Annotated in this window: 10 protein-coding genes (1 of these 10 cut by a window edge); 5 read left to right on the top strand and 5 right to left on the bottom strand. The window is 62.6% G+C overall.

Annotated elements, in window-relative coordinates; genetic code table 11:
• From RRU_RS04010 to RRU_RS03990, 5 genes are all read left to right on the top strand, one after another.
• Positions 1-1,417, top strand: partial view of a M23 family metallopeptidase gene (locus RRU_RS04010; protein ID WP_011388528.1) — the 3' portion only. The gene continues 185 nt to the left of window position 1, outside the view; 1,417 of the gene's 1,602 nt are visible here — the last part of the coding sequence; the start codon falls outside the window, past its left edge; its stop codon occupies positions 1,415-1,417.
• Positions 1,418-1,734: 317 nt separating this feature from the next.
• Positions 1,735-2,778 carry a Fe(3+) ABC transporter substrate-binding protein gene (locus RRU_RS04005; RefSeq protein WP_011388527.1) on the top strand — a complete coding sequence of 348 codons (1,044 nt, stop codon included), beginning with the start codon at positions 1,735-1,737 and terminating at the stop codon, positions 2,776-2,778.
• Between the two features lie 229 nt (positions 2,779-3,007).
• A complete protein-coding gene (locus RRU_RS04000) occupies positions 3,008-4,684 on the top strand; it encodes an ABC transporter permease (RefSeq protein ID WP_011388526.1) in 1,677 nt (558 codons plus the stop codon).
• Positions 4,681-5,754: an ABC transporter ATP-binding protein gene (locus tag RRU_RS03995; RefSeq protein WP_011388525.1), complete on the top strand. Its 1,074-nt coding sequence runs from the start codon at positions 4,681-4,683 to the stop codon at positions 5,752-5,754. Before RRU_RS04000 ends, RRU_RS03995 begins: the two co-directional genes overlap by 4 nt.
• Positions 5,755-5,852: 98 nt before the next feature.
• On the top strand, positions 5,853-6,857 hold the full coding sequence (locus tag RRU_RS03990; protein WP_011388524.1) for an adenosine deaminase: 1,005 nt from the start codon (positions 5,853-5,855) through the stop codon (positions 6,855-6,857).
• Positions 6,858-7,119: 262 nt separating this feature from the next.
• Here the strand turns inward: RRU_RS03990 and RRU_RS03985 are convergent, their stop codons facing one another.
• From RRU_RS03985 to RRU_RS03965, 5 genes are all read right to left on the bottom strand, one after another.
• Positions 7,120-7,845 carry a hypothetical protein gene (locus RRU_RS03985; RefSeq protein WP_014626018.1) on the bottom strand — a complete coding sequence of 242 codons (726 nt, stop codon included), beginning with the start codon at positions 7,843-7,845 and terminating at the stop codon, positions 7,120-7,122.
• Entirely contained in the window at positions 7,845-11,282 is a 3,438-nt protein-coding gene (locus RRU_RS03980) for a hypothetical protein (protein ID WP_011388523.1), read from the bottom strand. Before RRU_RS03980 ends, RRU_RS03985 begins: the two co-directional genes overlap by 1 nt.
• A gap of 378 nt (positions 11,283-11,660) precedes the next feature.
• Positions 11,661-11,975 (bottom strand): HesB/IscA family protein, encoded by a 315-nt coding sequence (locus RRU_RS03975; protein ID WP_011388522.1) that lies wholly within the window; start codon positions 11,973-11,975, stop codon positions 11,661-11,663.
• Complete coding sequence (locus RRU_RS03970) at positions 11,975-13,039, bottom strand: radical SAM protein (RefSeq protein ID WP_011388521.1); 1,065 nt, start codon at positions 13,037-13,039, stop codon at positions 11,975-11,977. The genes RRU_RS03975 and RRU_RS03970 overlap by 1 nt, the downstream gene beginning before the upstream one ends.
• Positions 13,036-14,490: a B12-binding domain-containing radical SAM protein gene (locus RRU_RS03965; protein ID WP_011388520.1), complete on the bottom strand. Its 1,455-nt coding sequence runs from the start codon at positions 14,488-14,490 to the stop codon at positions 13,036-13,038. Before RRU_RS03965 ends, RRU_RS03970 begins: the two co-directional genes overlap by 4 nt.
• Positions 14,491-14,512 lie beyond the last annotated feature (22 nt).

Here is a 14,512-nt window from a genome sequence, read left to right as displayed (position 1 = left end):
TTTCGCGCCGTCGCTGGCCGACCGCGTTCCCGAACCCGCCCTCCCCGCCCTGGCGATGACCGGGGCCAACCACCCCTTCCGCGGTCTGTCATCCCACGACAGCAGCTATCCCCGGCGCTCGCTCGATGCCACCGCTCTCGACTGGCAGGGATCGGGCGACAGCCTGACCGCCACCGTCGGCGCCGAGTTCCTGGCCGAGCTCGACATCATGGTGCCGCCCGCCCCCGGGCTGGATGAGGATCTGGCCGCCGCCCTGGCCGCCTTGCCGGCGGGGAAAGCGGGCGCGGGCGACTCCTCGGCGGTCGATCTGACCATCACCGTGTCGCGCGGCGATACCTTGATGGAGCTGCTGAGCGAGCAGGACGTGCCCCTGACCGAAGCCCATGACGCCATTGAGGCCCTGCGCGCAAGCTTCGATCCGCGCGAGATCCGCCCCGGCCATGAATTGACCCTGTCGTTCGAGCCGCGCGATGAGGGGGCGCCGCTGTTTCGCGGTCTGAGCTTCGAGCCGACCATCGGCACCACCATCACCCTCACCCGCACCGCCGAGAACGGCTTCGCCTCGACCAAGCAGGAAGCCAAGCTGGTCCGCAAGGTGGCGCGCTATGACGGTGAAATCTCGAGCAGCCTGTTTGAGGCCGGCATCAAGGCCGGTATCGAGCAGACCGCCCTGTCCGAGCTGATCCGCATCTATTCCTATGACGTCGACTTCCAGCGCGATCTGCAAAAAGGCGATCGCTTCTCGATGTTCTACGAGCAGTATTACACCGATGACGGCCGTCTGGTGCGGGCGGGCAATGTGCTGTTCGCCTCGATGACGCTGTCGGGCACCGTCATGCCGCTCTACCGCTTCGAAGATACCGAGGGCTTCGTCGATTACTACAACGGCAAGGGCGAGGGCATCCGCAAGGCCCTGTTGCGCACGCCGATCAACGGCGCCCGCCTGTCTTCGGGCTTTGGCCTGCGCCGCCATCCGGTTCTCGGCTTTTCGAAGATGCATAAGGGTGTCGACTTCGCCGCCCCGCCCGGCACCCCGATCTATGCGGCGGGCGACGGCGTGGTCGAGAAGGCCGGACCCTTCAGCAGCTACGGCAATTACGTGCGGCTCCGCCATACCGAGGATTACAAGACCGCCTATGCCCATATGAAGGGCTTCGCCGCCGGGATCACGGCGGGCAAGAAGGTCCGCCAGGGTCAGGTGATCGGCTATGTCGGCACCACCGGCCGCTCGACCGGCCCCCATCTGCATTATGAAATCCTGCGCCAGAACGCCCAGGTCAATCCGATGGGCGTGCGCTTCCCCTCGGGCAAAAGCCTGCGCGGCAAGGAACTGGCCGCCTTCCAGAAAGAGCGGGCCCGGGTCGATATGGCCTTCCAGGCGACTCCGTCGGGGACCAAGCTGGCCAGCGCCAATTAGAGCCGATCCCCGCGCGCGCCCAAGCGGAGCGCGCCGGGGATTTGCCTGACGATCAAGACCGTGAAACGGCGGACGGGGGGCGGGTTTCGCGCTCGCCGCCCTCGCCCGCCACCCCGCCTTGCCCCCCCCGGCCGGAGCCCTCCGACCGGGGGGTTTCTTTGTCCGCGGCCGGAAAAGGCGGCTTTTTTCAAAGGCGATGATTTCGCGGTTGCGCCGGGGTCGAAAGCCCGTTAGAACTGCATCTGCGTTTCATTCTCAATAGCAACCCTTTCGACGCGGCCCGCCGGGTCCGACCGACCGAATCGAAGGAATAGCCGATGTCTTTCGCCCGCCCCCGTTTGTTTCCCGTGCTGATCTCGCTGCTTGCCGGGTCGACGAGCCTTGCCGGACCGGCCATGGCCGAGGGCGAGGTGAACATCTATTCCTATCGCCAGCCGTTCCTGATCCAGCCGATGCTTGACCGCTTCACCGCCGAGACCGGTGTGCGGACGAATGTGGTGTTCACCGATCAGGGGCTGGTCGAGCGTCTGAAGGCCGAGGGAGCGAACAGCCCCGCCGATGTGGTGTTGACCGTCGATATCAGCCGGTTGAACGAGCTGGTCACGGCCAAGGTGGTGCGGCCCGTATCCTCGCCGGTGATCGAGGCCAATATTCCCGCCGCAACCCGCGATCCCCAAGGTCGCTGGTTTGGCCTGACCACCCGGGCCCGGGCGATTTTCGCCGCCAAGGATCGGGTTCCGGCTGGGGCGGTGACCTCTTACGCCGATCTGGCCGATCCGCGCTGGAAAGGCCGGGTCTGCAGCCGGCCGGGCGATCATGTTTACAACATCGGCCTGATCTCGGCGATGATCGCCCATGACGGGGTGGACAAGACCAAGGCTTGGCTGGAAGGCGTGAAAGCCAATCTGGCGCAAAAGCCGGGCGGGTCGGACCGCAGTCAGGTCAAGGCGATCAAGGAGGGGCTGTGTGATTTGGCCCTGGTGAACACCTATTACCTGGGGGCCATGCTGGCCGATCCCGACCAGAAGGCCTGGGCCGAAAGCGCCACCATGCTGTTCCCCGATCTGTCGGGCCACGGCACCCATGTGAACGTGAGCGGCATGGCGATGACCGCCAGCGCGCCCAACCGCGACAACGCCTTGAAGCTGATGGAATTCCTGTCGGGTGACGAGGCCCAGCGGCTCTATGCCGAGGCCAACAGCGAATTCCCGGTCAAGCCCGATGTGGCGCGCAGCCCGCTGGTCGCCTCGTGGGGCACGTTCACCGCCGATCCGATCGCCCTGACCGAGGTGGCGAGCCGGGCCGGCGAGGCGCTGAAGCTGGTCAATGAGGTTGATTTCAACGAGGGCCCGGGATCCTGAACAAGGAGCCCGCCGCCACGGGAAGCGCCGGCCTTGTCTGGCCCGCTTCAGAGGTGCTGAAGGTCCCCCATGTCCCCCCGGGGCCTTCGACCAAGCGCGACGCATCTGGATCAGGGCCCCAGATGCGTCGCGCATCTTTTTTGAAGAGATTGCGTCGCGCATCTTTCCCCAAGAGTCTGCGTCGCGCCTCTTTTTTAGGGGGGATCTGTGCTCTCCCCCGGACCGACCGATGATCCGCCTGCGCTCCGTCGCCTCGCCCTGGACCTTGGGCAGCGCCCTTATCGCGTCGATCGTCGCTGTCGCGCCGCTGTCGGTGCTCGTGCTGGCGTTGACCCCCGAGGGCGAGGCGATCTGGGGTCATCTCGCCAGCACCGTCCTGCCCGGTTATCTGATCAATACGGCGCTGTTGCTGCTGGGGGTTGGCCTCGGCACCCTGGTGATCGGCACCGGCTGCGCCTGGCTGGTCACCCTTTATCGCTTTCCCGGCCGGCGGCTGTTTGAATGGGCCCTGCTGCTGCCGCTGGCGGTACCGGCCTTCATTTTAGGGTTCACCTATACCGAGCTGCTCGATTATGCCGGGCCGGTTCAGGCGACCTTGCGCGCCCTCGCCGGCTGGTCTTCGCCCAGGGATTATTGGTTTCCCGAGGTCCGCAGCCTGGGCGGCGCCATTCTTTTGATGAGCTTGGTGCTTTACCCTTACGTTTATCTGCTGGCCCGCGCCGCCTTTCTCGAACAGTCGCTGTGTACGCTGGAGGTCAGCCGCACCCTGGGCTGCACGCCGCTGGCCGCTTTTTTCCGGGTCGCCCTGCCGCTGGCCCGGCCGTCGCTGGTGGTCGGTGTCGCCCTGGCGCTGATGGAAGCGCTTAACGATTACGGAACCGTGAAGCTGTTTAATGTCCATACCCTGACCAGTGGGCTTTACAATGTCTGGCTGATCATGGGCAACCGCCAGGGCGCCGCCCAGATCGCCTGCGTGCTGCTGACCTTCGTCGTCGCCCTGATCATCGCCGAGCGGCTGGCCCGGGCCAAGCGCGCCTATCACGGGGCCGGCGGCCGAAGCCGGCCGATCGAGGGGCGGCCACTCAACGGTCTGGCGGGCGGTGCGGCCCTGATCGCCTGCGCCCTGCCGGTGGTTCTGGGCTTTGGCGTTCCGGCGGCGGTTCTGCTGCGCAATACCCTGGTCCGCCTGCCCGAGGCGATTGACGGCCCGCTTCTTGGCTATGCCCGGGCCAGCCTGACGCTGTCGACCCTGGCGGCGGCGATCGCCCTGGCTTTGGGCCTGTTCCTCGCCTATGCCGGCCGGCTTGATCCCAGCCCGTTGACCCGCTGGCTCGGCCGGCTTTCCGGCCTGGGCTATGCCCTGCCGGGCACGGTGCTGGCGATCGGCCTCCTGGTGCCCTTCGGCGCCTTCGATAACGCCCTTGATGGCTGGATGCGCGCCCATTTCGGGCTCTCCACCGGCCTACTGCTCAGCGGCAGTCTGTTCGCCCTGGTGTTCGCCTATGTGGTGCGCTTCCTGGCGCTCAGCTTCGGGGCGGCCGAAAGCGGACTGGCGCGCGTGCGCCCCAGCCTGGATAGCGCGGCGCGCAGTCTGGGATGCCGCCCGGCCCAGGTGCTCGCCCGGGTCCATCTGCCGCTGATAAAAGGCAGCCTGCTGACCGCCGCCTTGCTGGTTTTCGTCGATTCGATGAAAGAGCTTCCCGCCTCGCTGCTGCTGCGGCCCTTCAACGTCGAGACCTTGGCGACCCATGTCTTTCAGTTCGCTTCCAGCGAACAGATCGAGCGGGCGGCGCCGGGGGCCTTGGCCATCGTCGTCACCGGCTTGATCCCGGTGATCGTGCTCAGCCGGGCCATCGCCCAGGCCCGAAGCTGGCGGGGCACCCCTGGGGAGACGCCGTCTCAATGATCCATGCCGCCTCCGCCCTACCGCCCGCCCTAGCCTGTCGCGGGCTCAGCCATGGCTATGGCCAGCGCGCCGTGATCCGCGCCCTCGACCTTGAGGTCGCGGCGGGCGAGATCGTCTGCCTGCTCGGCCCCTCGGGCTGCGGCAAAAGCACCACCTTGCGGCTGGCCGCCGGGCTGGAGGACCCGTGGTCGGGAACGATCGCCCTGGGCGGACGCCCGGTCAGTGGTCAGGGACGGAGCGTTCCGCCCGAGGAGCGCCGCATTGGCTTTCTGTTCCAGGACTTCGCGCTGTTTCCCCATCTGACGGTGCTGGGCAATGTGGCGTTCGGGCTGCGCGCCCTGCCCCGACCGGCGCGCCGGCAGCGGGCCGGGGCCTGTCTGGCGATGGTCGGCATGGCCGATTATGCCGAGGCTTATCCCCATACCCTGTCGGGGGGACAGCAACAGCGCGTCGCCCTGGCCCGGGCCCTGGCTCCCGAACCGCTGTTGATGCTGCTTGACGAACCGTTCTCCGGGCTCGATTCGCGACTGCGCCGGCGGATCCGCGAGGAGACGGCCCGGGTTCTGCGCGCCCGGGACGTCGCCGCCCTGATGGTGACCCACGATCCCGAAGAGGCCCTGGCGATGGCCGATCGCATCGCCCTGATGGAGGACGGCCGCATCGTTCAATGCGCCGCGCCGCCTCTGCTCTATCACCAGCCGGCGACGCCCTTCGCCGCCCGTTTCCTGGGGGATGTGACCGAGATCACCGCGCGGACCGGCGCGGATGGCCGCATCGAGACACCATTGGGCAGTGTGCCCGCCCCCGCCGGGCTGGACGCCGGCACCGCCGCCCTGGTGATGGTGCGCCCCGAGGCGGTCCTCCTTCACCCCGCCGAAACGGCGGCGGCGGCCCGCGGGCGCGTCACCGCCCACCGCGCCTTGGGCCGGCTTACGGAACTGCGGATCGCCATCGACGGCATGGCCGAGCCCGTGCTGGTCCACCAGGACGGCGACGGGAGCTGGGCGATCGGCGATGGCGTGGCCCTCGGCCTGCGCTCCAAGGGCGTGTTCGTTTTCGCCCAAAGCTGAGACGGGGACGATCCCGGGGCGGCTCCGGGGCGGCAAGGGTTGCCGGGGCCGGGATCCCGCCCTATTTATGCCCCTCCCCCTCTCCCGGAGCATCCCCGATGGCCGTCGATCCCGCTTTCCTCCACGCCCTGCCCAAGGTGGAGCTTCACCTGCATATCGAAGGCAGCCTGGAACCCGAGATGATGGTCGCCCTGGCCGAACGCAACGGCCTCCGCCTGCCCTACGCCTCGGTCGAGGCGGTGCGCGCGGCCTATGATTTCCAGAACCTGCAGGATTTCCTTGATCTGTATTACCAGGGTATGGCGGTGCTGCGGACCGAGCGGGATTTCGAGGATCTGGCGATGGCCTATTTCCAGCGCGCCGCCGCCCAGAATGTTCTGCATGCCGAGATTTTCTTCGATCCCCAGGGCCATACGGCGCGCGGCGTCGCCCTGGAGGCGGTGATCGCCGGGCTGACCAGCGCCCGCAAGCGCGCCGAGGCCGAATTGGGGGTGAGTTCGGAACTGATCTTGTCGTTCCTACGCCATCTGAGCGAGGAGGAGGCCTTCGCCACCCTTGAAGAAGCCTTGCCCCACCGCGATCAGTTCATCGGCGTCGGCCTTGATAGCTCGGAAGTCGGCCATCCGCCGGCCAAATTCGCCCGGGTCTTCGCCCGGGCGCGGGCCGAGGGCCTGCGGCTGGTCGCCCATGCCGGCGAGGAAGGCCCGCCCGATTACGTGCGCGAGGCCCTGGACCTGCTGGCCATCGACCGCCTGGACCACGGCAACCGGGCGCTGGAGGACGAGGCGCTGATCGAGCGTCTGATCGCCGAGGGCATGGCCCTGACGGTTTGCCCCTTGAGCAACCTCAAGCTCCGCGTCGTCGATGATCTCGGCGCCCATCCGCTCAAGGCCATGCTCGAGCGCGGGCTGAAGGCCACGATCAATTCCGACGATCCGTCGTATTTCGGCGGCTATATGCTTGAGAACATGGCCGCCGTCGCCGAGGCCCTGGCCCTGGAAACCCACCACCTGCGCACCCTGACCGCCAACGCCATCGACGCCTCCTTCGCCTCCCCCGCCCGCAAGGCCGAGATGCACGCGCGCTTGGCCGCGGTAAACTGAGCGGCCAAACGCGCGCCCCCAAGCCTGCGCCTCCTCACCAAGTTTCGCCCTCACGGGAGCATGGATTGAAACAAACTGGCGGGCCATGCGGGATAGCGATGGGCACGACACTTACTCTATAGCCCTCCCAATTGTCTCTGGAATGAGAGGTTAATCCTCTAAAATAAAACGAAACATCGCAAATCTTGAAAAAACGGGTTAATTGCCATCAATTTCTGCACCTAGTCGACCTCATGCCATTCTGGCCTCGCTTCGGGACACATTAATTTTGAGCCGGGCCAAATTTAATCGCCATTTCCTGATAAATGACACGGCGAACGGCATTTTCAGCGCTTTTTCTATCCAAGAAGAGTCCGGTTATACCACGCCAGTCCTCAAGCCGAGTTCCTCTGTACTTCACTACGTCAAAGCCGGATAATCCGAGCGACATTGCGGCTTCCTCTATCGTATGGTCGAACAGGTGTGGCTCCCATTCTCGCTCTAACGCGTCGATTAGCATTTGGATCGCCGTGAAAGCATCTTCTGGAGAGGCGGTTACGCGGTTCCAGTGGACATGAAGAATGTCGAGCGCGGCCGTCAGCCCCGAACACAATTTTAAAGTGCATCGGTCCCAGTCGCTCTCGGTGCCACCGTTCTGAGCTAGCCACGCCTTCGCTTGGTTAAGCTTGTGCTGATCACTCTTGCTCGACGGTAGAAGATTGTGAGTATGGAAGGTACGAAGATTCTGGACGTCCTGAAAGGCTCGCGAAGCCGCCTTCTGATCCTCGGGTGAAGAGTTACGGACGATATTCATCAGGTAACGGCCCGCTGGCTGGAATGCCTCAAACCACAAGACGTAGCACCATAAGACTGACCTGATGAACGCCGCCTCGCCTTGACTATCGCCCGGCGCATCCAAGCTTACATCGGCTAGGAGATGCCTTCCAGTCGATGCGTGGAGTGTAGCCTTCAATCTATCCGCTGACTGAATCAAAGCTTCGAATGACATCAGGCGCCCTCAGCGCCGTAATCTATGATCGGGCCAATGTAGTTGAAGGATATAGAAAAGCCGTTCATCACTTGGCCGATGGCAATCGTACCCGCCTGCCTGCGACTTTCGACAAGATCGACATGCCGCCTGAGGCTCGGCACGTATACGGACCATCTGCCACTGCCTATCTGACGTTTAACGATTCCCGAAAAAAGACGCAGTTCCCCCTGCTCTGAATATACAGTGTGCCTGTTCAGAACCCGGTCACCCTCTACGTAGTCGGTATCCGAAGCGAGGCGCCTCCAAGCCGCGATAGCTTCACCCTCACTACCCGTGAGCCAGCGGAGTACACATTCGAGATACCTGTAGCGAGGCTGCGTATGCGCTTCGCCTAACGCGAGAAGATCGGTAACCACAATGTGAAGGCGATGGAGCGTCTCGTCACTGGTCGGAAGTGGCTGTCTTGTGCCTCGGAACAGCCACCGGCCGGTCGCGACTGTCCATTCGCAATTCAGATAAAGGCAGAGACAGCGCGCGTCTGAATGCACCTTCTCAAAATACAACCAGAGATAGTTACGTGCCTTCTCGGCAGCCGCAATATGGGACTTATCTGCCCTGTCGCCTGCTTCCGGTTTGGCTGGCGCCATCTCGCGTGCCCGCAAATAGTAGCCCGCAGTGGAACCCAATCGCTCCAGTTCCCCAAAAGCTTCGTCGCTCAGAGGTTTGTCTTCCAGCACACCGCCAAGATTAAAGCGCTGCCTTTGGAAACGCTCTTGCTGATCAGGATCTAGCGCTGCGGAATCAACTATGTCGAGAGTTGCCTGAACATCCGCTTCGATCTCCCGGCGTTCAAGTTCGCCGAGTTGCTTGCCGTTTTTCAACACCCTCAACGGCATCCAAAGCGCGATATCTAAAGGAAAATACGTGTCGACACGTCCAACAGCCATCTCCGCCGCTTCGCGCGCAGCGCGATAGCTTGACCAAACTTCTTCAGCGCTCGCGTTGCGTTGTGCTGCATCGGTTGCGAGATAGCCGTAGGTTGCCGCCCGCTCGACCCACAAATTCTCCTGTGTCCTGCGAGACGCATATAGCCGTTGTGCCCCGGACTGCCCAATCAGCCTCAGTGCATAATCCACCGACCTGCTAGCCTCATCTAAAATCCGCTCCTTATCAGCCACTTCGAGTTCATGTGTGCGGATGTAGTGGCGACGCAGAGTTGCTTCCTGAAGCATCAACCGCGCGCTCATAACGCCGTTCTTTTCTCGGAGAGTTGTCAGGGCTCGAGCGATATCGACGTAGCTGTCCTTGTATCGCTCCCCAAACGGGCCATCAGGACCAAGAGCGTACACGATATCGGTTACAAACTTCGTTTCTTCGTTGTCCTCAGAGCCTGCCCGATAAGACTGGGAAATCAACTCGATCAGCCTCGATGCCTCCTCTACTGGACCGCCGAGGCGTAAGTTGCAGATCAACTCCGCCTCAAGCTGAAGCCGGGCACCTACGAGCAGTTCCTCGCCGCTCTCATCTCCATAGTGCCAACGGAACAAATCCTGATCTCTGAAGACGCCGTGAACTAGATCAATGCCAAACGCAGTACCTTCCGATACTCGATCCTTGAGAATCGCCCGCAAAACTAGATTCACTGGTACGGATTTATACAGTCTCGCTGCCGCCATGATGTAGTCGATGACCTTAGCGGCGGACGAAGCGCCCTCGACGTCCTGAGATGACACATCTTCGATGATTGAGGTCTCACCCTTGTACCCAGCCTGCATAAGGGCCATACCCAAGGCAGTGACGGCCCGAGCGATCTGAGTATTCCCTCCCTGCTTGGCAATCGACGTCTGCGAAGATCGGGCTTCTTTGCCCAAACCATGCGCCAAAAGGCGACGACTACCAGGAAGTTGCCAGTAAAAACGAGCAAGCGCATACGGTTCGTCGATAGACAGTTTACTAGGTACGTTATATTCAACAGCCAACGCCGCGAGCTTTTCCTGCTCTCCCTGCGTCAATCGTCTGGGAGCCTCAATATAGCGGTCGTTGCCGCGAGTAATCTGTTCTTCAATACGATATGAGACGCCGAGAATGACTACACGGCGCCCTTTACTCCGGAATTCCTTCAACAACTCGTCGAAACGTGTTGGCGGCAAAGGAACATCGACCACGATCAGCGTGGTCGCACCAAGGTGATCCACTTGCGTCAGGAACGCTAACACGTCAGCAGGGTTAGGCTGGCGGTCGGTAGCGAATAGGACAGCGGTGAGGCTATCTGTCCGCACCTGCAATGCCGCGCGGGCCAAGGCTATGGACTTTCCTGTCCCAGACTGCCCATGAAGTATTATAGCGCCAGCTTCTCGATGATGTCGCTCGAGTGCTTTCTTTAACCGGGCTTGGAGGTGTCGCTCGAAATCACGTTCAATAGTGAAACCCCGACGTACTCCTTCCAAGCGGGCGCGCAACCCGCTTGGAATACTATGAAAATTCTCGAAAGCGTTCTGTGCAAGTGCCGATTGGAGAGGTGGCAGAAAGCCCGTGATCGAGTCGTCCAGGATGAGCGCTGACGCTTGAGTCGTGAGACGCAAACGTGGCGAGGTAACCAGTTGTTTTCCGTTCGGTAACGTTACGAGGTCGGGATCGTCCCAGTTTGGAGTAGCCATCTCTTCAGAGCTAGCTCGAAGCTCCGTAGCTATCTGTGCGAGGGAGCGATCGTCACGGATGATAATCCCGTTCCTGACGAGCTGGTCGAATGTTTCCTGGTCATCTTCCGCGAATTCGGGATCGCCACCGCACCATAGCACTCCACCAACCGGGGCAGCACTGAGAACCGCAAGCAGTTCCTCCGCCTTCAGCCAGTCGTGCGCGGGATCATATCCCTCAATAACGATCAGCCCGACCGGCGTAGTCACTTCAAGAACGTTTCGAAGCATGTTCGCCGAATGACGAAGCCGACGCTGGACCAATAACTGACGCGTACTCGGAGGGCGCGTCTCCAGTGGCCCCGCTCCAGCTCGTCCGAACAGATAGAATATTGGTGGTCGCCGCTTGCTCCGCACGATTGGAGGCAAAGGGTCGCCGATCAAGATTGTTTCGGGTTCACGTCCTCCTGCCGCTATCAGGTTGGACCAACCGGGATCGATCGACGACGTGAAAACAGCACTCACGAGCATGTCTGCAATAGCGATCTGATCGGAGGACGGTGCCCGGCGCGCGAAACGCTCTTCAAGCCACGAATCGAAATGCTCCGGATGCTGCTCCCGGGACAGTAAAGCCTTCCAACCTTTGCTGGGCTCTTTTGTTAGTTTCTTGAGTGCAAGCGACAAGACTGGATCGAGTCCAGCAGACCATCCAGCATGTTGCCCCAACAAAGCGACGAGCGGCACCCCACGAGCCAACGAATCTCGTAGCAATGCTTCTCCCGGGGCAGCGCTCACATCCAATACTTCCGTCAAAATCAATTACCGCCAGTGTTCATCAATGTAGGTTAATGGCGAAGTGCGCACTTGGCGAGCATCATCTCACTAGCAGGAGCGGTTACCAACCAATGATCCGTTTGGCACCGGCCAAATTTCTGTCAGTGCCGGTGAGACTATCCCGCTTGGTTGAGCGTGCGAGAACCATTCCCTCGAAAGGGTATACTCTATCTAATTGATAATAAATATATATATCGGGATTTTGTGTGGCAATCGGCGGTGTTTGGCGGAGCGGGAGGGATTCAAGCCCTATGTTGCGCCTTCACGGCGGCGGGGAGGGAAACGCTGTCCTCGGAAGGCAGTGGGTGGATGATCGCGGCTAAGGGCATAGACCCCAGCGCCGGTCTCATGGCCCCCTGGCGCCTATTGCGGGGGGACGTTGGGGTTGAGGACTTGGAAGCCGGCGCCGTTGTCGCTTTCAACCCAATCCACGGTGCTGCCCAACAGCCAGGGGGCATGCCGGGGGCGGATGGCGATGCGCAGGCCCTGGCTTTCAAAGACCTGATCGTCGCCGTCGACCTGATCGAAGTACAGGTCATAGGCGATGCCCGAGGCGGCGCCGCCGACCACGTCAAGGCGGATGGCCAGCGTCGGGTCGAGGTCGCCGCGCAGATGGAATTCATCGACCTTGCGGGCGGCGCGTTCGGTTATACGAATGGTTGTTGCCGTCGTGCTCATCACCAGCCCCCCGCCATTTCCCGCAGAACATCGCGCTTGGCCGCGCAAAAGCCGTCCACCGCGTCAAAACGGCCGTGGGCGGTCCAGGCGAAGGCGGCGCTGCCGCCCTGGCACCACGGCCAAGCGATACACTCCTGGCACTCGGCCACGGTTTGGGCCCTTTGGTCGGCCGCCGCAAAGGCCGCGCGCACCTTGTCGCCCCACCACAGCCGATCAAGCGTCCCGGGCGCATAGGGACCAAGCTGAAAGGGGGCGTCGTCCAGATAGGCGGTCAGCACCAGGGCACCCTCGGCGGTGACCCGCAGCGTGCGGTCCAGGCTATCGCCGCTGATGGCATACCCGCGCAGGCGTTCGGTGAAATAGCGCAAGTTCAGGCATTCCAGGGCGATCTCGGGGTAGCGCTCCTGCAACGACGCCATGGCGAAGATCAGGGCGCGGCGTTCGGCCGGCCCCAGCGACAGTTGATCGATGACATCGCCAGCCCGCCCACGTTGTTCAAGCAGCGAGACATAAACGGTGCCGAGACCAAGATCGGCGGCCAGCCGGACGACGCCGGGCAGATCGGCGCAATTGGCCGCCGAGGGCGTAAAGCACAGCGTCACCCGCCCGCCAAGGCCGGCGGCGCCGAGGCGCTCAAGCGTCCGGCCGGTGCGCTCAAAACTGCCGCGCCCACGGATGGCGTCGTGAACGGCGGCGCTGGCGCCATCCAGGCTGACGGCGATGCTGGCGCCGATCTCGTCAAGAAAGCCGATGTCGCCCTCGCTCAAGGCGACGCCGTTGGTCACCAGCATCGCTTCCAGGCCAAGATAGCGGGCATAGCGCATCACCGGCCGCCACTCGCCATAGAGCGTCGGCTCGCCACCGCTGAACGACACGAATTCGCCGCCCATCGCCTGAAACTCGCCAAGCAATCCCTGGACATCGCTTGCCGGCAGGTCGCGGGCCTCGCCTTCGCCGGCCCGGATATAGCAGTGACGGCAGCGCAGATTGCAGCGCGTCGTCAGTTCCAAAAACAGCTGAAGCGGTGGCAAAAGGGGATCGGAGGGCGCAGGGGAAAGGATCATCGCGCCACCTGCAGCACCGGCAAGGTCCTTTTGCGATCGGGAACGCTAAACAGCGCCGTGTCGTCGTCGGACCTGGATTTTGGCGGCGGCGGCAGTCTCATGCCATTGCCATTGGGTCCGAAGCGCAGCCACGGCGCCGAGGGGGGATCTTGGAACTTGCCCTCGGCCAGGGTGCGGGCCATGCCGACGGCGCCGCGATAGATCGCCTTGCGGATATCGTTGCGGCTGAGGGTGGCGGTGCGATAGGTCGGATTGCTCCAGCGGAAATCCTCCCAATTGGTGGTTTCCAGAACGATGCCGTATTTCTCGCGCTCGATCATCATCGGCGCCCCGGGATAGGGGGTGGTCACCGACAGATAGGCCCCCGCCCCCATCTCGCGGATCTCCTCGGCCAGCCGCAGGGTCGCTTCGATCGAGTCCAGCGTGTCATGGGGATGGCCGACCTGGAAGGTGAACATCGGCTGCATGCCCAGGTTCAAGATCACATCGGCGGCGCGGTACACATGGGCCAGCGAGATATGCTTCTTCATGCCGCCGATAACGCTCGGGTCCCCCGATTCCACGCCCAGTTCGATGCGATAACAGCCGGCCGAGGCCAGATCCTGCATCAGCTCGGGCTCGGCGTAATCAACCCGCGAAACGCAGTACCAGCCGATGGGCAGATCAGCCTCGCGGATCAGCCGACAGATTTCCCGGGCGCGGGCGCGATAGGTCGTAAAAACGTTATCGACGAAATAGAAGTCGTTGATCCCCCATTGCTCGTACATCAGCTTCATTTCGCCAACGACGTTTTCGGGGCTGCGATAGCGATAGGCGTCTTCAAAGGTGCTGGCGATGCAGAAGATGCATTTCACCGGGCAGCCCCGGCTGCTCATGATCGATCCCGGGCGGGTGTATTTCTTGATCGGGAACAGGTCGCGGGCCGGATAGGGAAAGATATCGAGGCTTTTCTCGCGGGCGCGCGGCGTGGTCTTGATGGTGCGGCCGTCACGGCGAAAGGCGATGCCGGCGACGTCGTCAAGCCTGCCCTTGCCGCGCAACTGAACCTTGGCCGCTTCCAGCACCGAATGCTCGGCTTCGAACAGGAACACCACGTCGAAGCCCGAGGAGGCCAACGCGGTTTCGTATTCATAGGACACATGCGGTCCGCCAACCCAGGTTATGGCCTCGGGATGGTCCTTGCGCACGGCCGCCAGCAGCCGCTCGGTGCCGTAATAGGTGACGGTGGTGGTGTAGAAGCCAACCACCCGGGGATCGCTTTCGCGCAGCTTTTGGCGCAGATCGGCGACCGGCTTATCGGAAAAGGCCAGATCGATGGCGTCAACCTCGAAGCCGTTCTCGCGCAGGATGGCCGCCAGATAGCCGATGCCGAGCGGCGGGGCGTTGAGGTTATATCCGGCATGTTCTTCCGGGGACGGCGTGGGCGGACTGACGAAAAGAATGTCGACCATCTGTGCGTCCTTAAGCAATGAC

The sequence above is a fragment of the Rhodospirillum rubrum ATCC 11170 genome (assembly GCF_000013085.1).
Classification (GTDB): Bacteria; Pseudomonadota; Alphaproteobacteria; order Rhodospirillales; family Rhodospirillaceae; genus Rhodospirillum; species Rhodospirillum rubrum.
This window is presented reverse-complemented; position numbering and strand designations above follow the sequence as displayed.